This is a genomic window from Micromonospora sp. NPDC005257, from assembly GCF_042872445.1.
GTDB lineage: Bacteria > Actinomycetota > Actinomycetes > Mycobacteriales > Micromonosporaceae > Micromonospora.
This window is the reverse complement of sequence record NZ_JBIAKL010000004.1, coordinates 471,126-493,103: the sequence shown is the minus strand read 5'-3', so window position 1 is coordinate 493,103 and position 21,978 is coordinate 471,126. Positions and strand designations below refer to the sequence as shown.

Here is a 21,978-nt window from a genome sequence, read left to right as displayed (position 1 = left end):
CCGCTGCTGCCCCCGCCGTGCCACCCCGATCGTGCAGGCCATCCTCGTCCTCCAAGCCGCCGAGGAGGCCCGCTACCCACGATGAAAATGGCTCAGTAGTGCACCGTTCGCCAGGATCGACGAGCCCGAACGGCTACTGCAACCACGGACCGAACGGGACGTCATGCCCGGTAGGGGTCGCGCGGACCGGCAACTGAGCGGTGCAAACCGTCCCCGGGCCGCTTCGGGGAGCGGCTGGCCGGGGCCTACTCGGCGACGTAGGTGCCGGACCCCGGCACGCCGACGACCAGACCGCGAGCCTTGAGCGCGTCCACCGCACGGGCGACGGTCCGGCAATCGATGGCCGAGCCGAACGATGAGCTGCTATCGGCGGTTCGCCTCCACCGAAACCGGCGCTACTGTTCCGATCTACCGCGACCAGGCCGATCGAGGAACAACATGACTTTCGATGAAAGTGCTGGCCCGGCACACGCTGAGCCGGTGAGCCCGGACGAGCGTGTCGCGCATTGGGGCGATCCTTGGGACGGGCCTTGGCCGAGGAATCCAGCCCGCCCGATTGTTCGTCACCTGCACGCCGTGCCGGCGACGGCGTATCAGGGTTTGGTGATGCGGTTTGATAGCGGTGCGCGTGATCGAGTGACGGCGACCAGAAGGCAGCAGACGGTGACAAATTTCGCTTACGCGGTCCTCCATGACGAAACGGGACGAGTGTTCGTTGGGACGAAGTATCAACGGGGTTATTACTTCTCGGGAAATTCGAGCGGTGTTCGCCGGGCCGGCACGGAACTGAACTTGGCTGGATTGAGCGCACTACCGGGCGGCAAGATCGAAGAGGGCGAGACGATTCAGGATGCGGCTGAACGCGAGTTTCACGAGGAGACCGGCGAGCAGATTCGCAACATCGACATGGTTCGACGTGTTCACGACCACCGTTGGTTAGTGGAGGGGGGCAACGGTCGTTTTTACGGGGCCGCGTATTTCCGAGTGGACCAGGACTCGTTCAACTGGCTCGTGAACTCCATTGTGAACGTTAATCTTCCGGCGGGAAGGCGCGCCCAGGCCGCGATCATCGCCGGGCAGATCACGGCGTATGACCAGGTCCACCCGAACTTCCCGGACGCGCCGTTCTGCAACGAGTTGGCGACGGGATTCGTGTTGAACGTGCGGAAGGCCGCGGATCAGCAGACGATCGACGCGTGGCCGGACAGCATCGCCTGGTACCGCAACATCCTCCGGCATCTGGACCGGCTCCTGGCCCAGTGAACTGCCCTGCGACCTTTGTCCGTACTTGACGTGAAATGGTCGTCGCTGGTTTCGCATAGCAGGAGTCCGAGGAGGCTGATGATGCGTCGGACGGGCCGGCCGGACAGGTTTCGGTCGGTGGCGATGTGATGGGCGAATGCATTGACGTCTTGGCAAGTGACGGTGTCGATGCGTCGGTTGCCGAATGCGGGCAGGATGTAGGCGTGGAGCATGCTGGTGTAGCGGACGATGCCCGGCGCCGGGCTGACCGGCCTGCAGTTGGAACAGTCGCCGAGGGCCGGGGTCCCGGCACTTTCCGAAGACCCCGACATCGATCGCATCGAGCCCGACCCGATCGGCTTGCACCGCATTTCCGTGCCCCACAGGAACGGCGCGTCGATGGTGAGCACATAGTCCTCGTCCGTTGTAGCGGTGATCCGCTTACCGTCGCCGCGCGAGCCGCGGTCTCCCCGAGCAGAGTGTTCGACTTCATCAACAACTTCTCCGCTGACATGACTGACGCTCAGGTTCAAGCTCTGCGCCGGAACCCCGACGTGGTGCAGATCGAGGACAATGCGACTGCCGAGCTGGACTGCTGATCGTGCGGCTGGCTGACGACTGACTCCGCCACGATGATGGGCGGAATGCGCTCGGTGACGGGGCGCGGCGGTGCGCGCGTGACGGCCGCAGGGTGTAATCGCCTGGGCGGGGTGGTGGGGCGGCCCGGTCGCCTGGGACCCGCCGCGGCGCCGCCGACAGCCGTTGCGGCTTCGGCCGTGGCGATGAACTCGACCACCGCCCCCTTGGCCTCAGCCCGTTTGCGGCGTTCCTCACACCTTCGCGAGCTCTGATTTCCGACATCGGGGGAGCGAGGACAGGAACCGAAGGCATGACAGGCGACCACCGTGCGTGGCGGCGCATGGTAGCAAGCTGTCACACGTTCGTCATCGTCTCAACAGGCGAACCGCAACAAGCTCTGGCAGCATTGGATCGTATGTGCGGACTTGCGGGAGAGTTCCGTCGTGACGGTTCACGAGCCGACGTCTCGGCCGTGGAGCGGATGGCGGCCACGATGAGTGACCGAGGGCCCGACGACAGCGGCGTCTGGTCGCAGGGCCCGACCGCGCTGGGACACCGGCGCCTGAAGATCATCGACCTGTCCGCGGCGAGCGGCCAACCCATCGTGGACGCCGCCGCCGGGCTCACCGGTGTCTTCAACGGCTGCATCTACAACTACCGGGAGCTGCGCGCCGAACTCCAGGCCAAGGGCCACCGGTTCTTCTCGTCCGGCGACAGCGAGGTAGTGATCAAGGCGTACGCCGAGTGGGGGCTCGACTTCGTCGACCACCTGATCGGCATGTTCGCGGTGGCGATCAGCGAGCGCGACACCGGACGCCTGGTGCTGGCCCGGGACCGCCTCGGCATCAAGCCCCTCTACCTGGCCGAGACCCCCGGCGTGGTGCGGTTCGCCTCGACCCTGCCGGCGCTGCTCGCCGGTGGCGGCATCGACACCACCATCGACCGGGTGGCGCTCGCCCACTACCTGAGCTTCCACAGCATCGTGCCGCCGCCGCGCACCATCCTGGCCGGCGTCACCAAGCTGCCGCCGGCCACGGTCCGGGTGTACGAGGCGGACGGCTCCACCCACGAGCGGGTCTACTGGGATCCGTCCTTCGCCCGTGCCGCCGAGCGGGCCGGCTGGTCCGAGCGGGACTGGCAGGACGCACTGCTCGACTCGCTGACCACCGCCGTACGCCGCCGCATGGTGGCCGACGTGCCGGTGGGCGTGCTGCTCTCCGGCGGCCTCGACTCCAGCCTGGTCGTCGCGCTGCTCGCCGGCGAGGGGCAGGCCCGCTCCGGCCTGGCCACGTTCTCCATCGGCTTCGACGCGGTCGGCGGCCGGGAGGGCGACGAGTTCGTCTACTCCGACCTGGTGGCGAAGACGTTCGGCACGGACCACCACCAGATCCGGGTGCCCACCGGCGACCTGCTGCCGCCGCTGGAGGCCGCCGTCTCGGCCATGAGCGAACCCATGGTCAGCCACGACTGCGTCGCGTTCTGGCTGCTCAGCCAGGAGGTCGCGCGGCACGTCAAGGTGGTGCAGTCGGGCCAGGGCGCGGACGAGATCCTGGGCGGCTACCACTGGTACCCGCCGCTGGCCGGGGTGGACCGGGAGCAGGCGCTCGAGACGTACGCGAAGGCTTTCTTCGACCGCGACGCGGCCGGACTGGCCCGGGTGCTCAACCCGGCGTGGCTGGCCGACGGCGATCCGGCGCGGGAGTTCGTGGCCGCGCACCTGGGCAGCCCGGGGGCGCAGACCGCCGTGGACGCCGGCCTGCGGATCGACACCCAGGTCATGCTGACCGACGACCCGGTCAAGCGGGTCGACAACATGACCATGGCGCACGGGCTGGAGGCCCGGGTGCCGTTCCTCGACCACGAGTTCGTCGAACTCGCCGCGAGCTGCCCGCCGGAGCTGAAGCTGGCCCAGGGCGGCAAGGGCGTGCTCAAGGAGATCGGGCGCCGGGTCCTGCCGCACGAGGTCATCGACCGGCCCAAGGGCTACTTCCCGGTGCCCGGCCTCACCCACCTGGAGGGCAAGCTCCTCGACCGGGTACGCGACGCGCTCACCGCCCCGGAGGCGCGCCGTCGTGACCTGTTCCGCGCCGACTACGTCGACGCGCTGCTCGCCGACCCGAATGCCGAACTGACCCCGTTGAACGGAAACAAGCTGTGGCAACTGGGACTCCTGGAAATGTGGCTCCAGAGCCACGGAATCGACTGACAGTGACCGACACCCTCGCCACCGGAACGGCACGTACCGACCGTGAGCGGGTGCTGGGCCGGCGCCGGGAACTCACCGGCCCCGGCGGTGACCCGGTCGCCCCGGGTACGCCGGAGCCGCGGCAGCCGGACACCACCCACGCCTCGGGCGTGGTGCTGGACTGCGGCTGGGGCCGGCTGGTGTTCGGGCAGACGTTCGACGACCAGGTGCACGTCGCCGACGTGCTGCGCTCCGAGGCGGTCGGCGCCCGGGACATCTGCATCTACCTGCGCGACCCGCACGTGCTGGTGTCCCGGCTGCCGGACGAGTTGTTCATCGACCCGTCGCTGACCTACCGGCTGCCGCTGGGCGAGAGGCGGCCCGCCGCCACCGAGAGCGGCGAGGTGCCCGGGCTGACCGTCCGGAACCTGCGTGACGCCGCCGACGCGGAGGCGGTGAACCGGATCTACGCGCGCAACGGCATGGTCACCGCCCCGGTCGAGGTGCTCGTGGACAACGCCGGCACGGACCGGTTCCTGCACCTGGTGGCCGAGGACACCACCGGCGAGGTGGTCGGCACCATCACCGGCGTGGACCACGTCGCGGTCTTCGGCGACCCGGAGAACGGCGCCAGCCTGTGGTGCCTGACTGTCGACTTCAACACCGCACCGCCCGGCACCGGCCAGGCGCTGCTCACCACGCTCGCCGACCGGCTCGACGAGCGCGGCCGGGCGTTCGTGGACCTGTCCGTGCTGGCCGAGAACTCGGGCGCGATCCGGCTGTACGAGCGCCTCGGCTTCCACCGCACCGGCACGCTCTGCGTCAAGCGGAAGAACCCGATCAACGAACGCCTGTTCCTGCCCGCCATGCCCGCGGGGTACGACAAGCTCAACCCGTACGCGAAGATCGTCGCGGACGAGGCGATGCGCCGGGGCATCCGGGTGGAGGTGACCGACCCGCACTGGGGTGAGCTGAAGCTGACCACCGGCGGCCGGACCATCCACACCCGCGAGTCGCTGTCGGAGCTGACCTCGGCGGTGGCGATGAGCCGCTGCGACGACAAGCGGGTGACCCGGCGCATCCTCACCGAGGCGGGGCTGGCGGTGCCGCGCGGGCGCACCGCCACCGGCGAGCCCGACGACGTCGCGTTCCTCGACGAGGTGGGCCCGGTGGTGGTCAAGCCGGCGCGGGGCGAGCAGGGCAACGGCATCACCGTCGGCGTGCGTACGCCGGAGGCGCTGACCGCCGCCGTCGAGCTGGCCCGCCGGTTCTGCCCGGACGTGCTGATCGAGGAGCTGCGCGCGGGCGAGGACCTGCGGGTCGTGGTGATCGACCACGAGGTGGTCGCCGCCGCGGTGCGCCGGCCGGCGCAGATCACCGGCGACGGGGTGCACGACATCACCGAGCTGATCGAGCGGCAGACCCGCCGCCGGGCCGCCGCCACCGGTGGCGAGTCCCGCATCCCGATCGACGACATGACCCGCGAGGTGGTGGCCGAGGCCGGCTACCGGATGCACGACGTGCTCCCGGAGGGCGAGGTGCTGGCGGTCCGGCGGACTGCCAACCTGCACACCGGCGGCACGATCCACGACGTGACCGCCGAGCTGCACCCGGCGATCGCCGAGGCGTGCGTGACGGCCAGCCGGGCACTGGACATCCCGGTCACCGGGTTGGACCTGCTGGTACCGGCCCCGGACCAGCAGGAACACGTGTTCATCGAGGCGAACGAGCGCCCCGGACTCGCCAACCACGAGCCGCAGCCCACCGCCGAACGCTTCGTCGACCTGCTCTTCCCGGGTACCCGGGCACCGCAGCGACTCTGGTCGCCTGCCGGTGCGGCAGGCTCTGGGGTATGACCGCACGCAAACCCCAACCGCTCAAGCTCGACCTCGACTACCTCCGCCAGGTGCTGGTGGAGCTGCTGGAGATCCCCAGCCCGTCGGGGCGCACCGATCACATCCAGCAGTACGTGGGCGAGCGGCTCTCCGCGATCGGGATCAGCTCCACGCTGACCCGTCGCGGAGCGCTGAGCGCCTGCCTGCCCGGCCCCCGGTCGACCGGCGCCGACCGGGCCGTGGTGGTGCACACCGACACCATCGGCGGCATGGTGAAGCGACTCAAGGAGAACGGCCGGCTGGAGATCAATCAGATCGGTACGCACAGCGCCCGCTTCGCCGAGGGCGCCCACGTGCGGATCTTCACCGACGACCTGGAGCGGGTCGTCACCGGCCAGGTGCTGCCGCTGAAGGCGAGCGGTCACCGCTACAACGAGGCGGTCGACCTCCAGGGCGTCGGCTGGGAGCTGGTCGAGGTGCGGGTGGACGAGCCGGTGCACGACGAGGCCGGGTTGCGGGCGCTCGGCATCGACGCCGGGGACTTCGTGGCGTTCCTGCCCAACCCGAGCATCACCCCCAGCGGGTACGTCAAGTCCCGGCACCTGGACGACAAGGCGGGCGTGGCGGCGGTGCTGACCGCGTTCAAGGCGATGGTCGACGCCGGGGTCACCCCGGCGGTCACCGCGCACCTGCTGGTCACCGTCACCGAGGAGATCGGCCACGGCGCGAGCCACGGGCTGGACCCGGACGTCGCGGAGATCGTCTCGGTGGACGCGGCGGTGGTCGCGCCGGGCCAGCAGTCCCGGGAGACCGCTGCCACGCTGGCGATGGGCGACGGCGTCGGCCCGTTCGACTACCACCTGACCCGGAACCTGGCCTCGATCGCCAAGGAGCACGGCGTCGACCTGGTCCGGGACGTCTTCGACTACTACCGCTCGGACGTGGCAGCGGCGGTCGAGGCCGGGGCGCACGCCCGGGTGGCGCTGCTCGGCTTCGGCGTGGACGCCACCCACGGCCACGAGCGCACCCACCTCGACGGGCTGCACCAGCTCACCCAGCTGCTCTGCCTCTATCTCCAGAGCCCGCTGGTCTTCCCGGAGTGGGACGCCGAGCCCGAGGGCGACCTGGCCGACTTCCCGTCGCTGGCGGTGCAGCCGGCGAACGAGGAAGGCCCCCGCGAGGGCCCGATCGGCCTGGACTGACGGGCCTGTGATCGAAATCCGTTGCCGTGGCCGCCGGGAAGTGGATAGCGTGGCGATACACGGGAAGGGAGGTGGTCCAGACTTGTATAGCAATCGGACTCGTGAGGTGGCTGTCCGCTAGCCGCTGTCCTCGACAGTGAAAACTCGTCCGCCGCGAGGCGGGCACCTGCAGGATCGTCGAGACCGTGTGGCAGCGGTGCGGCGAAACCACGACAGCCACCCGACCCCCGGGGTGCCGGCCCAGTCCAGCCGGCCCGCGCGCGAGCGCGGAAGCCCCGGGGGTCGCTTTTTGCCTTCCGGAGGATGCCGTGTCCATGCGTGAGCTGGTGGTGCTCGGTACGGCCAGCCAGGCCCCGACCCGGCAGCGCAACCACAACGGCTATCTGCTGCGCTGGGACGACGAGGTGATCCTCTTCGACCCGGGCGAGGGCAGCCAGCGGCAGATGCTGCACACCGGGATCACCGCCACCGACCTGACCCGGATCTGCGTCACCCACTTCCACGGCGATCACTGCCTCGGGCTGCCCGGCATGATCCAGCGGCTCTCGCTGGACCGCGTACCGCGCCCGGTGGCTGTGCACTTCCCGGCCGGCGGCGCCGAGTACTTCGCCCGGCTGCGCCACGCCTCAAGCTTCCACGAGACCGCCGAACTCGCCGTCGAGCCGGTCGCCACCGACGGGCAGCGGTTCGCCCTCGGCATCGGCACGCTGGAGGCCCGCCGGCTGCGGCACCCCGTCGAGACGTACGGATATCGCCTGGTCGAGCCGGACGGCTGCCGGATGCTGCCGGAGCGGCTGGCCGCGTACGGCATCGCCGGTCCGGACACCGGAAGGCTGCTGCGCGAGGGCCACCTGGACCGCGACGGACGCCGCGTCAGCCGGGACGAGGTGAGCGTGACCCGGCCGGGACAGCGGTTCGCCTTCGTGATGGACACCGGGCTCTGCGACGGCGTGTACGCGCTGGCCGAGCACGCCGACCTGCTGGTGATCGAGTCGACGTTCCTGGAGTCGGAGGCGGCGCTCGCCGCCGAGGTCGGGCACCTCACCGCCGGCCAGGCCGCGCGGGTGGCAGCCGAGTCGGGGGTACGCACGCTCGTGCTCACCCACTTCTCCCAGCGGTACGCCGACCCGCGCCGCTTCCAGGAGGAGGCCCGGGAGCACTTCACCGGTGATCTGGTGATCGCCGAGGATCTCCAGACGGTGCAGGTGCCGCCCCGGCGGGTACCGTCGCCCGGGTGACGATCTCCCTACGTTCCGCGACCGAGGCCGACCTGATGGCGGTCGGCGCTCTGCATCAGCGCTCACGGGTGGCGGCGTACTCGTCGTTCCTGCCGGCCGAGGCGCTGGCCGACCCGACGCCGGAGGCGATGGGCCGCTACTGGGTGGAGCGGCTGACCTGGGAGGGCGCTGACCATCGGATGACCGTGGCCGAGCGGGACGGGCTGCTGGTGGGCTTCAGCTACCTCGGGCCGGACGACGAGGGCGATCCGGCGACGGGGCTACTCAGCGCGATCCACCTGGAGCCGTCCGAGCGGAGCCGGGGCACCGGCCGGGCGCTGATGGTGGACGCGCTTGACGCGATGCGGGCGCGGGGATGGACCCGGGCGGCGCTGTGGGTGCTGCGGGACAATGCCACCGCCCGCCGGTTCTACGAGCGCGGTGGCTGGGCCGCCACCGGTCTCCAGCGGGACGAGCACATCGGCCAGGTGCCGGTCCCCCAGCTCCGCTATGCCCGGCCCCTGTAGGGAAGGGCCCTCTGGCGACAGAGGGCCCTTCCCTACAGTCGGGCTCAGCGGGTGCCGAGGTGAGCCAGCAGGTCCTGCCGGGTCAGCACGCCCTTGGGCTTGCCGTCGACAAGCACCAGCGCCGCGTCCGCCTTCTCCAGCAGCCCGACCGCCTCGCTCACCGGCTGGCCGCCACCGATCATCGGCAGCGGCTCGCCCATGTGCCGTTCGATCGTGTCGTGCAGGTGCGCCTGGCCGGTGAACAGGGCGTCGAGCAGGTCCTTCTCGGCGATCGAGCCGGCCACCTCACCGGTCACCACCGGCGGCTCGGCCTTCAGCACCGGCAGCTGGGAGACGCCGTACTCGCGCATGTAGTCGATCGCGTCGCGGACCGTCTCGGTCGGGTGCACGTGCACCAGCTCGGGCAGGCCACCGGGCTTGCCGGCGAGCGCGTCGGCGACTGTCGGCTCGGTGCCCGAGCCGTCGAGGAAGCCGTACCGGGCCATCCACCTGTCGTTGAAGATCTTCGACAGGTAGCCCCGGCCGCCGTCCGGCAGCAGCACCACGATCACGTCGTCCGGGCCGGCCTTGCGGGCCACCTCCAGCGCGCCCACCACCGCCATGCCGCAGGAGCCGCCGACCAACAGCCCCTCCTCGCGGGCCAGCCGGCGGGTCATCTCGAAGGACTCCTTGTCCGACACCTCGACGATCTCGTCGGCGATCTTCCGGTCGTACGTCTCCGGCCAGAAGTCCTCGCCGACGCCCTCGACCAGGTACGGACGGCCGGTGCCACCCGAGTAGACCGAGCCCTCCGGGTCCGCGCCGATCACCTTCACGCGGCCCTCGGACGCCTCCTTGAGGTAGCGGCCGATGCCGGAGATGGTGCCGCCGGTGCCGACGCCCGTGACGAAGTGGGTGATCTTCCCCTCGGTCTGCCGCCACAGCTCCGGGCCGGTGGTCTCGTAGTGCGAGCGCGGGTTGGCCGGGTTGCTGTACTGGTTGGGCTTCCACGCGCCGGGGATCTCCCGGGCCAGCCGGTCGGAGACGTTGTAGTAGGAGCGCGGGTCCTCCGGCGCGACGGCGGTCGGGCAGACCACCACCTCGGCGCCGTACGCGCGCAGCACGTCCTGCTTGTCCTGGCTGACCTTGTCCGGGCAGACGAAGACGCAGCGGTAGCCGCGCAGCTGGGCCACCAGGGCCAGCCCGACGCCCGTGTTGCCGCTGGTCGGCTCCACGATCGTGCCGCCCGGCCCGAGGATGCCCGCCTTCTCGGCGTCCTCCACCATGCGCAGCGCGATCCGGTCCTTGACCGAGCCGCCCGGGTTGACGTACTCCACCTTCGCCAGCACGGTGGCCTGGATGCCCTCGGTGACGTTGCGCAGGCGGACCAGCGGGGTGTTGCCGATCAGCTCGACGACGTTGTCGTAGTACTGCACCTCGTTGTGCCCTTCGTCGCGCCGCCGTCGTGGGGCGGTCGGTCAGCCGTCAGTTCGCCGACCAGCGTACGTGCCCTCAGGGCACCGCATGCCCCGGGATGACGGAGCTGCGACGCGTCTCCCACTCCAGGAACCGCTCGGTCTCGGCGAGCACGCTGCCGGCCAGCCAGGTGACCATGACCGCGTCGTCGGCCAGTCCGAAGATCGCCAGTGGGATCTCCGGCAGCAGGTCGATCGGGGAGACGATGTACGCCGTCGCCCCGGCCATCAGCGCCAGGCGCAGGCCACCGTCGTACTCGCCCCGGCTGGTCGCGCGGATCATCCGCGGCAGCGCCGCCAGCCGGGCCCCGAGCGACGGCCCGCCCCGCGTGCCCGCCGCCAGCGCCCGGGCCAGCGCGGCGAACGCGGCGCTGCGCTTCAACGTCTTCCCCATGATGTCGCCCCTCTCTGCCCGACCATGGTGCGGCCCGGTGGCAAGTCCGCACCCACTACCCCACCGGTACCCATTCCGGGCGTCGCCCAGCCATCCGATCACGGACAGCAGTGGTCGTACCGGCGCGATACTGTCGGTTCATGGGGGACGCTGGTTCCGTCGCGCCGGTCCGCCGGCAGCGCGCCCGGCAGATCGTCCGCCTCGCGGCGGTCGGCACGGGCGCCACGGTGGCGGCCACCCTCGCCACCGGCGGGGTGCTGCTCGGCCAGGCCCGGCAGGCTCGCCGCACCATCCCGATGGCCCAGGCCCCGCCGCCTCGCTGCGACGGCGTCTACGGAGCCAGGCTGCCCGGTCCTCCGATCACCGTGGTCGTCCTGGGCGACTCCTCCGCGGCCGGCTACGGCGTGCACAGGCGCCGGGAGACGCCGGGTTCGCTGCTTGCCACCGGGCTGTCCCGCCGGCTGCACCGGCCGGTCCGGCTGCACCGGTTCGCCGTGGTCGGCGCGCTGTCGTCCGGCCTGAAGCCGCAGGTCGAATCCGCCCTGGAGGTCGGGCCGGACGTGGCGGTGATCCTGGTCGGCGGCAACGACGTCACCAACCGCACACCGTTCCCGGTGGCCGTGCGCTACCTGGTCGACGCGGTCCGCACGCTGCGGGCAGCCGGCTGTGAGGTGGTCGTCGGCACCTGTCCCGACCTGGGCACCATCCGGCCGATCCAGCCGCCGCTGCGCTGGCTGGCCCGGCGCTGGAGCCGCCAGCTGGCCGCCGCGCAGACGGTGGGAGTGGTCGAGGCCGGCGGCCGTGCCGTCTCGCTCGGCGACATGCTCGGGCCGCGGTTCGCCGCCGACCCCGGTCGGATGTTCGCCTGGGACCGATTCCACCCCTCCGCCGAGGGGTATGCGATAGCAGCGGCGGCGTTGCTGCCCACCGCGCTGTCCGCCCTGGGCGCGGTCCCGGAACGCGGGCCTGTCCTGCCCGGCGTGGAAGGCGTACGGTCGCTCCCGGAGGCCGCCCAGCAGGCGGCCCGGCACGCCGGCACGGAAGTCAGCGGCGCCCAGTTCCGGGGGCGCGACCGCGGGCCGGGCGGGCGGTGGGCGCAGCTTCGCCGGCGGGCCTTCTTCGGCGTCGGCGCGGTGCCATCGACCGGCAGCGCCGCCGACTCGGCAACGCTGGAGGGAACGGCATGAGCGAGCGCAGCGAGCGAATCGGCCGGCTCGGCGCGGAGGTGCCTCATGGCGGCACGGAGCGAAGCGGAGTGCTGTCATGAGCGAGCGCAGCGAGCGAATCGGCCGGCTCGGCGCGGAGGTGCCTCATGGCGGCACGGAGCGAAGCGGAGTGCTGTCATGAGCGAGCGCGGTGAGGTGGCCCGGTGGGGCCGGGCGGCGGCCCTGTCGCTGCTGGCCGGCACGGTGGGCGGGGCGGCGGTCCTGGCCGGCCAGGCCGTCGCCGCCCGTAGCCGGGAGTACGCCCAGCCCGAGCTGGGTCTGATGCTGCGCGCGACGGTCGGACGCGCCGACGCTCTGCCGCTGCGACTGGTGCTGCTGGGCGACTCGTCGGCGCTCGGCGTGGGCGTCGACCGGTTCGAGGACACCATCGGCGGCCAGCTCGCCAACCTGCTCGCCGAGGGACCGTCCGGCCGCCGGGTGCAGTTGTCCAGCGTCGGTGTCTCCGGCTCGCGCGCGACCGATCTGGCCACCCAGGTGGCGCGGGCACTGCTCGGCGAGCGGCCCGACGTGGCGGTGGTGCTGATCGGGGCAAACGACGCGACTGCCATGGCCCGGCCCGGTGACGCGGCGGCCTATCTCGGCTCGGCGGTACGCCGGCTGCGGGAGGCGCACGTCGAGGTGGTCGTGGGCACGTGTCCGGATCTCGGCGCCGTCCGCGCGGTCGCCGCCCCGCTGCGCCAGGTGCTCGGCTGGTCCGGACGGCGGATGGCACGGGCCCAGACGGCGGCCGTGCTGGACGCCGGCGGCACCGTCGTCGACCTGGGCACCGAGACCGGTCCGGTATTCCGCGCGGACGCGGGCACGCTGTGCCACGACGGCTTCCATCCGTCTGCCGACGGCTACCGGGTGTGGGCGCACGCCCTGCTCCCGGCAGTCGAGGCCGCCGCCGCTGTCGCGTTCCGGCACCACCGGCGACCGCCCACGGGGTGACATTTCCCGCCCGCCTCGCGGCTTCCCGGGCATGTTACTAGCGCGTTAACGTTGGCTCATGCCGATTGAGTCGCCCCGCGACGCCGTCATCGTCGCCACCGCCCGGTCCCCCATCGGCCGCGCGTTCAAGGGTTCCCTCCGCGAGGTCCGCCCGGACGACCTCGCCGCAACGATCGTCCAGGCCGCCCTCGACAAGGTCCCAGCGCTCGACCCCACCACCATCGACGACCTCTACCTCGGGTGCGGTCTGCCCGGTGGCGAGCAGGGCTTCAACATGGCCCGGGTCGTCGCCACCCTGATGGGGCTGGACGGCCTGCCCGGCGCCACGCTGACCCGTTACTGCGCGTCCTCGCTCCAGACCACCCGGATGGCGATGCACGCGATCCGGGCCGGCGAGGGCGACGTGTTCATCTCCGCCGGTGTGGAGATGGTCTCCCGGTACGCCCGGGGCAACTCGGACACGCTCCCGCCGGAGGCGCAGGCGCTGGTCGGGGGCGGCTGGGAGAACCCCCGCTTCGCCGAGGCGCGGGAACGTTCCTCGGCCCGCGCGAAGGGCGGCGCCGAGGTGTGGACCGACCCGCGCGAGGCCGGTCAGCTCCCCGACATCTACCTCGCCATGGGGCAGACCGCGGAGAACCTGGCCCAGGTCTACGACGTGACCCGCGAGGACATGGACGCGTTCGGCGTCCGCAGCCAGAACCTCGCCGAGAAGGCGATCGCGGACGGCTTCTGGGCCCGCGAGATCACCCCCGTCACCACGCCGGACGGCACCGTGGTCAGCACCGACGACGGTCCGCGTGCCGGGGTGACCCTGGAGGCGGTGGCCGGGCTGAAGCCGGTGTTCCGCCCGGACGGCCGGATCACCGCGGGCAACTGCTGCCCGCTCAACGACGGCGCCGCCGCCGTGGTGATCATGAGCGCGCAGCGCGCGTCCGAGCTGGGGCTCACCCCGCTGGCCCGGATCGTCTCCACCGGTGTCACCGGGCTCTCCCCCGAGATCATGGGCCTGGGCCCGGTCGAGGCGTCGAAGCAGGCGCTCAAGCGTGCCGGCATGACCATCGACGACGTCGACCTGGTCGAGATCAACGAGGCGTTCGCCGCCCAGGTGATCCCCTCGTACCGGCAGCTCGGCATCCCGGAGGAGAAGCTGAACGTCGCCGGTGGCGCGATCGCCGTCGGCCACCCGTTCGGCATGACCGGCGCGCGGATCACCGGCACGCTGCTCAACTCGCTGGAGTGGCACGACAAGACCATCGGTCTGGAGACCATGTGCGTCGGCGGCGGCCAGGGCATGGCGATGGTGCTCGAACGACTGAGCTGAGACCGGTTCGCCGGAGCCCGGGCCGGGTACGGGAAGCCGCATGGCAACCGTCGTGGAACGTGAGCGCAAGTACTCCGGCGACGAGGGTTTCCAGCTGCCCGACCTGACCGGGTGCGGTGGCGTCGTGACCATGTCCGACGCCACCGTCTCGGATCTGGACGCCGTCTACTGGGACACCGACGATCTGCTCCTGCTGCGCAGCGGGCACGCGCTGCGTCGGCGTACCGGCGGGCACGACGCGGGCTGGCATCTCAAGGTGGGCGCGGTCGGCGGCGCCCGGGTCGAGCATCAGTTCCCGGCCGGGGCGTCCGACGACGGCCCGCCGCCCGAGCTGGCCGCGCTGATCCGGGCCGCGTCGCGCGGTCGTCCTGTCGCTCCGGCGGCCCGGGTCGTCAACCGCCGCCGGGAACGCAAGCTGCTGGACGCGGACGACCGGGTGCTGGCCGAGGTCGCCGAGGACGACGTCCGGTCCGAAGACCTCGTGGACGGCGCGGAGCGGGCCTGGCACGAGATCGAGATCGAGCTGGTCGAGGGCGACGAGGGTCTGCTGGACGCCCTCGGCGAGCGGCTGCACGCGGCCGGCGCGCAGGACGTGGCGGTCAGCAAGTCGCACCGGGCCGTCGCCGCCCGGATCGAGCGCTTCGACGACCGGGAACCGGACGGCCCGGCGGCGCCGGTCCTCGCGTACGTCCGGGCGCAGCGGGACGCGATCGTCGGCAACCACGCGGCCGCGTACCAGGGGGACGAGGACGCGGTCCACGACATGCGCGTTGCGACCCGCCGGTTGCGGGCGACGTTGCGTACCTTCCGGGGCCTGTGGGACCGCAGGGAGAGCGAGACGCTACGAGCCGAACTGCGCGGACTCGGCAGCGAGCTGGGGCGGGTCCGCGACACCCAGGTGATGGCCGTTCGGCTCACCGACGCGGTGCACGAGCTGCCGGACGAGTTGGTGCTCGGCCCGGTGGCCGCGCGGATCGGCGAACGGTTCGCCGCCGACCTGGCCGAGGCGACCGCGGCGCTGCGGTCCGCGCTGGACTCCGACCGCTACCCCGAACTGCTGGCCCGCCTCGACCGGCTGGCCGACGCCCCGCCCGCCGACGTCGGCCGACGCTGGGTGGACCGCAGGATCCGCCGGGCGGTACGCCGCGCCGATGAGCGGCTGGACCGGGCGTTCACCGTCGCCGGGCCGTCCGGGGACGGCGCGCTGCACGAGGCACGCAAGAAGCTCAAGGCCGCCCGGTACGCGGTGGAGGTGCGGAAGCCGGCCGCCGGCAAGCCGGCCGCACGCCTGGTGAAGCGATTCAAGGCGCTCCAGGATCTGCTCGGCACCCACCAGGACTCGGTGGTGACCCGCGAGGTGCTCCGGCGTCAGGCGCTCCAGGCGTACGCCGACGGCGAGAACACGTTCACCTACGGCCTGCTGCACGCGCGGCAGGCCGAGGCCGCCGGCCACGACCGCCCGGCGGTGCTGCGGGCGCGCGACCGGGCCCGGCACCGGAAGGTACGCCGCTGGCTGAAGCGCTGAGCGGACGGTTCTCACCCACTGCCACCCGGGGCGGCGGGCCTACAGAGCCGAGCGGGTGCGAGCCACCGCCTCGGCCGCCTCGGCCAGCACCGGCTCCGCCGGAGCCGCAAGGGCCAGGTCGGCGGCGACCACGCGGAGCTGGTCGGGCAGCGCCAGGTCGGTGGGGAGCCGGGGCACCACGCGGCGCGGTTCACCGGCCGCGTCGGCGGCCAGGTTGGCGATCTCCTGGACCAGCTTGTGCACCAGGTCGGCGCGGGACATGTTGCCGCCGTCGGCCTTGGCCGACCAGCGCGGCTGCTGCCAGTGGCCGATCTGTCGGACCAGCAGGGTCACCGCCCGGTCCAGTTCCGCTGCGCTCATCGCCGCCGAGTCTACGGTCAGCGGCGTACATAGCTGAGCAGGCGGAGGATCTGCCAGTACAGGAAGATCAGCCCGACCAGCAGTCCGAACGCGCAGTACCAGGCGTACCGGCGGGGCAACCGGTTCGCGGCCGACCGCTCGACCAGGTCGAAGTCGAGGATGAAGCTGAGCGCGCCCGCGATGATCGCCACCACCGAGAACAGGTACGGCAACCAGCCCACCCGGTCACTGAGGCTGTAGACGACCGCCCCCTGCCGCCCGGTGAACAGGTACGCGAACAGGTTGACCAGCCCGATCGCCACGATCCCGACGAGCGTGCCGATGACCAGGCGGGCCAGGCGCGGGGTGGCGCGGATCAGCCGGGCCCGGTAGAGCACGGCCATGCCGAGGAAGACGCCGAACGTGCCGACCACCGCCTGCGCCACGATGCCCGGATAGACCAGTTCGAACGCCCGGCTGGCCACCCCGAGCAGCAGCCCTTGAAGCACCGCGTACCCGACGATGACCGGCGGGCTGGTGATCTGCTTCAGCGAGATGACGAGCACCAGGGCGAGGCTGGCCAGCGCGCTTCCGGCGAGCGCTGCGGAGATCCACGCCGCCTGCGGCACCACCACCCAGGACACCGCCGCCGTGACGCCGGTGACCAGCAGCAGGCCCACGGTCCGGCTGACCACGTCGGCCACCGTCATCGCGTCGGCGGTCCCGACCCCGAGCACCTGCCGCTGCGCGCGGCCGACGTCGTCCAGCCGGTCCAGCACCGGATTGGCACTGCGCACCGTGACCACCTCCCGCCCACGTACCGAATCCCACTCTGCCCCCGGCGGGGCGGCCGGGACGGGGAAACGGCGACGCCCGCCGCCGCGGATGCGGCAGGCGGGCGTCGTCGGGGAGGGCGTGCTGTCAGTCGTCGCCCTGGAAGTAGCTGAGCAGCCGCAGGATCTCGATGTAGAGCCAGACCAGGCCCACCACGATGCCGAAGGCGGCAGTCCACGAGTAGCGCTGCGGGAGGCCCATCCGGACCCCCTCCTCGATGTCGGCGAAGTTGAGCACGAAGCTCAGCGACGCCACCACGATGCAGACCAGGCTGAAGCCGATCGCGAGCGGGCTGCCGTCACGCAGGTGCGTGTTCACGCCGAACAGCGCCAGCACCAGGTTGACCATCATGACGCCGAACAGGCCGGCCATGATCGCCACCATGATCCGGGCGAACTTCGGCGTGGCCCGGATGATCCGCGCCTTGTAGATCATCGCCATCAGGAAGAACACGCCGAACGTGGCCACGACCGCCTGGAGCACGATGCCGTCGTAGAGCGACTCGAACGCCTTGCTGACCATGCCGACGAAGACGCCCTCGATGACCGAGTACGCCACGACGAGCGCCGGGTTGGCCATCCGCGAGAACGAGATGACCAGGCCGAGCACCAGGCCGACCACCGCGGCGCCGATCCAGGCCACGCCGACGAGCGAGTCCGGCACGAGCACCCAGGCCGCCGCGGCCGAGGCGCCGAGGATGGCGAGCATGAGGACCGTCTTGACGACCACGTCGTCGAGGGTCATCGGAGTCACGGTGGGCGGGGCCACCGGCTGGCCGTAGCCGCCCGGGTAGGGCTGGGCGTAGGGCTGCTGGGGGTACTGCTGCGGGCCGTACTGCTGCTGCGGGTACTGCTGGGGGTATCCGGGCTGACCGTACGGCCCGGGCTGGGCGTACCCGGCCGCCCGCTCACGCTCTGCCGCCTGGCCGAGCCGGGCGAGCACCGGGTTCGAGGTCTTCACTTCTCAGGCCTCCCTCAGGGGGTCGATCGCACGTAGACGTGCTACTCCAGGGTAGACGTGGCCGCAATCGCCCGTGCGACGGCTAGCTGTGGGAAAGCTGAGAGTTCACGTGCCCGGGGCGGGGGTCGAACCCGCACGCCTTGCGGCAGCCGCTTTTAAGGCGGCCGTGTCTGCCGTTCCACCACCCGGGCGGGTGACACCGGCGCGTCGACACGCGGCGGTGCAGATCTCACCGTAGCGGCTCGGCCGCGACGCGGCGTACCCCGACGGGTGCGGCCGTTATGGTCGAGGCCGTGACCAGCGCCGCCCGCACGGCACCCGGGCCCGATCACGCCCGGGCGGCCCGCCCGGCGGCGGTCACGCGGCGGGTGACGGCCGCGCTCCGGCGGCACCGGGCGGACCTGCTCGTCGGGGTGGCGTTCGTCGCGCTCGCCGGCTGGCTCACCCACGGACTCTGGCCGGCGCCGGGCACGCGCGTGCTCGCGCTCAACCCGGCCGACCAGACGCTGTACGAGTGGTTCCTGGCGCTGGACGCGCGCGCCCTGCGCGGCGAGCTGAGCCTGGTCACCGACCGGTTGAACGCGCCGGACGGGGTCAACCTGATGGCGAACACCTCGGTCGTGGCGCTGGGCGTGCTGTTCGCCCCGGTCACGCTGGCGTTCGGGGCGCCTGTGACGTTCGCCCTGCTCGTGGCCGCGAACATGGCCGGTACGGCGCTCGCCTGGTATCTGCTGTTCACCCGTGTCCTGCGGGCCCGCCGGTTCGCGGCCGCGCTCGGCGCGGCGCTGTGCGGCTTCGGGCCGGGCATGGTCTCGCAGAGCAACGGCCATCTGCACATGACCGCGCAGTGGCTGGTCCCGGCGCTGGTCTGGCTCGTGGTCCGGCTGCTGCGCGCCGCCGACCCGGCCGGCCGCGCGGACGGTCCGGACCGCCGCCGGATGGCGTCCTCGACGGCCGGGCTGGCGGCTGTCGTCACCGTGCAGGTCTTCGTCGGCGAGGAGGTGCTGTTCCTCGCCGCGCTCACCCTGGCGGTGATCGCCGTCGCGTACGGACTGGCCGACCGGGACCTGCTGCGCCGGGCCGGCCGCGGCTTCGCCGGTGGGCTGCTCGCCGCCGCCGGGCTGGCGCTGCCGGTGCTGGCGTACCCGCTGTGGGTGCAGTTCGACGGCCCGCAGGGCGTGGCGGACGGGATGTTCCCGCCCGCCTACTTCTCGGCCGACGTGATCGCCTGGACCCGCCTCTCCGCGCTGTCGGTGTTCGGCAGCCCGGAGGCGGTACGGCTCACCACCGGCCCGGCCGAGTTCACCTCGTTCCTGGGCTGGCCGCTGCTGCTGGTCGCCGTCGGCTGCGCGGTCTGGCTGGGCCGGCGTGCACCGGTGGTGGCGCTCGTGGCCGGCGCGCTGGTGATGGCCGCGCTCGCGCTCGGCCCCGAGGTGGTGGCCGGCGGTGAGCGGACCGGGATCCCCGGCCCGTACGCGTTGCTGGCCGGGCTGCCGGTGGTGGACGGCGCGCTGCCCACACGGTTCGCGCTCGCGGTGCTGCCGCTCGTCGGCACGGTGGTCGCGCTCGCCGTGGACCGGGCGCTCGGCGAGTCCGGCCGGGCCCGCCGGATCGTCCCGGTCGCGGTCGGCGCGGCGGTGCTCAGCGTCTTTCCCACGCCCCTGCCCACCATGGACCGGCCGCCGCTGCCCGAGTTCGTCACCGGCGGCCACTGGCGGCAGTGCGTACGCCCCGGCGGCGTGCTGGTGCCGGTGCCCACCGCCACCCCGCAGGACCCCTGGCCGATGCGCTGGGCCACCGCCGCCGGCGTCGCGTTCGCCATGCCGGAGGGCTTCTTCATCGGCCCGTACGGCCGGAACGGCTCGGCCACCATGGGCACCTGGCAGCGTCCCACCTCGGCACTGCTCGCCGACGTGGCCCGCCGCGGTGTGGCACCCGCGGTCGGTGACCGGCAACGCCGCCAGGCCGCCCGGGACGTCGAGTTCTGGCACGCCTCGTGCGTCGCGGTGACCGACGACACCCCGCACGCCGAGATGCTGCGCCGCACCCTGGAGCAGCTCTACGGCCCCGGCGTCCGGCTCGCCGACGCCTGGACCTGGCGGTTCTGAGGCCGGGCAGCGGTTCGGAGCCCGGACACGGCGAAGGGCCCCTCCCGTACGCGTACGGGAAGGGCCTTTCGCGAAGGCGTCAGACGCGCGCGGCGACCGGCGGCGCGGACGCCTCGGCGAACTCCTCACGCGGGTCGTGCAGCTGGCCCAGCGCGACCACCTCACGCTTGAGGAAGAACGCGAGCGTCCAGTCGACCACCACGCGCACCTTGCGGTTGAACGAGGGGATCCGCGACATGTGGTACGTCCGGTGCATGAACCAGGCCGGCCAGCCGGTCATCTTGATGCCGTAGACCTGCGCCACGCCCTTGTGCAGGCCGAGGCTGGCCACGCTGCCGGCGTGCTTGTGCTTGTAGTCGACCGGCTCGCGCCCGCGGATCACGTTCGCGATGTTGTCGGCCATCCGCGCGGCCTGCCGCACCGCGTGCTGGGCGCTCGGGGAGCAGAAGTTGCCCGGCTCCTTAGTCAGGTCCGGCACGGCGGCGCAGTCACCGGCGCTCCACGCGCCCTCGACCACCCGGTCGCCGTCCACGATCTGCAGCGTCGGCCGGCAGGTGACCCGGCGGCGATCGTCACGCGGGAAGTCGGTCGCGTCGAGCATCGGCGACGGCTTCACACCGGCGGTCCAGACGATGGTGTCGGACGGGAAGCTGTCGCCGTCGGAGAGCTTCACCACACCGTCGACGCAGGACTCCAGCCGGGTGTCCAGGCGGATGTCCATGTCCCGCTTCATCAGCTGCTGCACCGTGTAGGCGCCCATATCCCGGTCGACCTCGGGCAGCACCCGCTGGGTCGCCTCGACGAGCACCCAGCGCATGTCCTCGGGCTTCAGCTCCGGGTAGTAGCGCAGCGCGTCCCGGGCCATGTCCTCCATCTCGGCGAGCGCCTCGATGCCGGCGTAGCCACCGCCGACGAAGACGAACGTCAGCGCGCGGCCGCGTACCGCCGGGTCGGTGGTGGAGGCCGCCACGTCGAGCCGGTCCAGCACGTGGTTGCGCAGGAAGATGGCCTCGCCGATGGTCTTGAACCCGATGCCGTTCTCGTGCAGGCCGGGGATCGGCAGGGTGCGGGAGACCGAGCCGGGGGCGACGACCACGTGGTCGTACTGGATGTCCCGGGCCGGGCCGCTGATCGGCTGCACCACGGCGGTCTTGCGGTCGTGGTCGATCCGGGTGACGGTGCCCGCCACCACGGTGCACTTACGCAACTCCCGCCGCAGCGGCACCACAGCGTGCCGAGGGGAGATGTTGCCCGCCGATGCCTCCGGGAGGAACGGCTGGTACGTCATGTGCGGCTGCGGGTCGACGACGATGACCTCGGCCTCACGCCTGTTCAACTTCTTGGACAGGCGCAGAGCGGCGTACAGGCCCACGTGACCGGCACCCACGACAAGGATCCGCTTCGGGTTCACGTCATCTATCTTTCCCCGGGGTCCCCGGGTAATCCCGCTCGAGACCCCCTTCTGTGACGGAGCACAACCCGTGTGACCTGCGCAACGCCACCGGAACGCTACGTCACCTGCGTCGTAGCAGCCACCCCAGCAGCGCGCTCAGACCCACCGCCACCAGCAGCCCCGCCACTGTCACCGCCTGTGAGCCGTCCGTCCCGCCCACTCCCCCGAGCCAGGCCAGCGCCACGCCCAGCACGGCGCTGGCGAGCACCACGCCGCCCGCCCGGCCCAGCCACCGCGACACCACGTCCGGGTCGATCAGACCGTCGTAGGGCAGCAACGCGGCGAGCGCGCAGAGCGAGTGCGCCAGGTAGAGCAGCGTCGCCACGGCGAGCAGCCGCCACAGCGACGGCGGACGGTCGAAGCCGAGCGCGGCCAGCAGCCAGCCGCCGACCGTGACCAGCGCGGTGAACGTCGGCCAGATCCGGCGCGGCCCGGCCGCCGGCAGCACCGCGGCGACCGTCAGGACCAGCAGCGAGCGCGGGGTGAAGGCCTGCACCGGGTACGCGAGCAGGAAGCCGGCCAGTACGGTGAGGAAGATGCCGCCGCGTACCAGCAGCGGCAGCGGGCTGACCCGGGCGGCGGCGTACCGCAGGGCCCGCACCCGCTCGACGACAGCGCTCACCGGGCTGCCTCATCGTTCGCGACTG

The 21,978-nt window shown here is 72.1% G+C and carries 19 protein-coding genes and 1 tRNA gene; 12 read left to right on the top strand and 8 right to left on the bottom strand.

Annotation, left to right across the window (positions count from 1 at the left end; genetic code table 11):
* The first annotated feature begins 480 nt into the window (after window positions 1-480).
* From ACFYO8_RS12155 to ACFYO8_RS12125, 7 genes are all read left to right on the top strand, one after another.
* Window positions 481-1,263 (top strand): NUDIX hydrolase, encoded by a 783-nt coding sequence (locus ACFYO8_RS12155; RefSeq protein ID WP_387257184.1) that lies wholly within the window; start codon window positions 481-483, stop codon window positions 1,261-1,263.
* A gap of 458 nt (window positions 1,264-1,721) precedes the next feature.
* Window positions 1,722-1,841, top strand: coding sequence for a protease inhibitor I9 family protein (locus ACFYO8_RS12150; RefSeq protein WP_387257183.1), 120 nt, complete (start codon window positions 1,722-1,724; stop codon window positions 1,839-1,841).
* A 395-nt stretch (window positions 1,842-2,236) separates the two neighbouring features.
* The gene (locus ACFYO8_RS12145) at window positions 2,237-4,027 is read left to right on the top strand and encodes an N-acetylglutaminylglutamine amidotransferase (protein ID WP_355094396.1); all 1,791 of its coding nucleotides are present in this window, start codon (window positions 2,237-2,239) and stop codon (window positions 4,025-4,027) included.
* Window positions 4,028-4,029: 2 nt separating this feature from the next.
* Entirely contained in the window at window positions 4,030-5,862 is a 1,833-nt protein-coding gene (gene ngg, locus ACFYO8_RS12140) for an N-acetylglutaminylglutamine synthetase (RefSeq protein ID WP_387257182.1), read from the top strand.
* Window positions 5,859-7,043: an osmoprotectant NAGGN system M42 family peptidase gene (locus tag ACFYO8_RS12135; protein WP_354864967.1), complete on the top strand. Its 1,185-nt coding sequence runs from the start codon at window positions 5,859-5,861 to the stop codon at window positions 7,041-7,043. The genes ngg and ACFYO8_RS12135 overlap by 4 nt, the downstream gene beginning before the upstream one ends.
* 308 nt (window positions 7,044-7,351) lie before the next feature.
* A complete protein-coding gene (locus tag ACFYO8_RS12130; protein ID WP_354864965.1) occupies window positions 7,352-8,281 on the top strand; it encodes a ribonuclease Z in 930 nt (309 codons plus the stop codon).
* Window positions 8,278-8,787 carry a GNAT family N-acetyltransferase gene (locus ACFYO8_RS12125; RefSeq protein ID WP_355047163.1) on the top strand — a complete coding sequence of 170 codons (510 nt, stop codon included), beginning with the start codon at window positions 8,278-8,280 and terminating at the stop codon, window positions 8,785-8,787. The genes ACFYO8_RS12130 and ACFYO8_RS12125 overlap by 4 nt, the downstream gene beginning before the upstream one ends.
* A gap of 44 nt (window positions 8,788-8,831) precedes the next feature.
* On the opposite strand, the gene ACFYO8_RS12120 is transcribed toward ACFYO8_RS12125, so the two are convergent.
* Together ACFYO8_RS12120 and ACFYO8_RS12115 are read right to left on the bottom strand one after the other, a co-directional pair.
* On the bottom strand, window positions 8,832-10,202 hold the full coding sequence (locus ACFYO8_RS12120; protein WP_354864961.1) for a cystathionine beta-synthase: 1,371 nt from the start codon (window positions 10,200-10,202) through the stop codon (window positions 8,832-8,834).
* A 76-nt stretch (window positions 10,203-10,278) separates the two neighbouring features.
* Complete coding sequence (locus ACFYO8_RS12115) at window positions 10,279-10,635, bottom strand: YkvA family protein (protein ID WP_354864959.1); 357 nt, start codon at window positions 10,633-10,635, stop codon at window positions 10,279-10,281.
* A gap of 140 nt (window positions 10,636-10,775) precedes the next feature.
* Between ACFYO8_RS12115 and ACFYO8_RS12110 the strand changes: the two genes are divergently transcribed.
* From ACFYO8_RS12110 to ACFYO8_RS12095, 4 genes are all read left to right on the top strand, one after another.
* Entirely contained in the window at window positions 10,776-11,822 is a 1,047-nt protein-coding gene (locus tag ACFYO8_RS12110; protein ID WP_354864958.1) for an SGNH/GDSL hydrolase family protein, read from the top strand.
* A 156-nt stretch (window positions 11,823-11,978) separates the two neighbouring features.
* The gene (locus tag ACFYO8_RS12105) at window positions 11,979-12,791 is read left to right on the top strand and encodes an SGNH/GDSL hydrolase family protein (protein WP_355014907.1); all 813 of its coding nucleotides are present in this window, start codon (window positions 11,979-11,981) and stop codon (window positions 12,789-12,791) included.
* Window positions 12,792-12,849: 58 nt separating this feature from the next.
* A complete protein-coding gene (locus tag ACFYO8_RS12100; RefSeq protein WP_354864954.1) occupies window positions 12,850-14,112 on the top strand; it encodes an acetyl-CoA C-acetyltransferase in 1,263 nt (420 codons plus the stop codon).
* 40 nt (window positions 14,113-14,152) lie between these two features.
* Complete coding sequence (locus ACFYO8_RS12095) at window positions 14,153-15,637, top strand: CHAD domain-containing protein (RefSeq protein WP_387257180.1); 1,485 nt, start codon at window positions 14,153-14,155, stop codon at window positions 15,635-15,637.
* A 39-nt stretch (window positions 15,638-15,676) separates the two neighbouring features.
* Here ACFYO8_RS12095 and ACFYO8_RS12090 read toward each other — a convergent pair whose 3' ends face one another.
* The 4 genes from ACFYO8_RS12090 to ACFYO8_RS12075 form a co-directional block, all read right to left on the bottom strand.
* Window positions 15,677-15,997, bottom strand: a complete 321-nt coding sequence (locus ACFYO8_RS12090) for a hypothetical protein (RefSeq protein WP_354864951.1) — start codon at window positions 15,995-15,997, stop codon at window positions 15,677-15,679.
* Window positions 15,998-16,014: 17 nt separating this feature from the next.
* Window positions 16,015-16,773: a Bax inhibitor-1/YccA family protein gene (locus ACFYO8_RS12085; RefSeq protein WP_355095627.1), complete on the bottom strand. Its 759-nt coding sequence runs from the start codon at window positions 16,771-16,773 to the stop codon at window positions 16,015-16,017.
* A gap of 124 nt (window positions 16,774-16,897) precedes the next feature.
* Entirely contained in the window at window positions 16,898-17,770 is an 873-nt protein-coding gene (locus ACFYO8_RS12080; protein ID WP_354864948.1) for a Bax inhibitor-1/YccA family protein, read from the bottom strand.
* A 110-nt stretch (window positions 17,771-17,880) separates the two neighbouring features.
* Window positions 17,881-17,961, bottom strand: a tRNA-Leu gene (locus ACFYO8_RS12075).
* Between the two features lie 90 nt (window positions 17,962-18,051).
* Between ACFYO8_RS12075 and ACFYO8_RS12070 the strand changes: the two genes are divergently transcribed.
* Entirely contained in the window at window positions 18,052-19,878 is a 1,827-nt protein-coding gene (locus ACFYO8_RS12070) for a hypothetical protein (protein ID WP_355095629.1), read from the top strand.
* Window positions 19,879-19,957: 79 nt separating this feature from the next.
* On the opposite strand, the gene ACFYO8_RS12065 is transcribed toward ACFYO8_RS12070, so the two are convergent.
* Both ACFYO8_RS12065 and ACFYO8_RS12060 read right to left on the bottom strand, forming a co-directional pair.
* On the bottom strand, window positions 19,958-21,289 hold the full coding sequence (locus tag ACFYO8_RS12065) for an NAD(P)/FAD-dependent oxidoreductase (RefSeq protein ID WP_354864945.1): 1,332 nt from the start codon (window positions 21,287-21,289) through the stop codon (window positions 19,958-19,960).
* 103 nt (window positions 21,290-21,392) lie between these two features.
* Window positions 21,393-21,953 (bottom strand): hypothetical protein, encoded by a 561-nt coding sequence (locus ACFYO8_RS12060; RefSeq protein WP_355047166.1) that lies wholly within the window; start codon window positions 21,951-21,953, stop codon window positions 21,393-21,395.
* Window positions 21,954-21,978 lie beyond the last annotated feature (25 nt).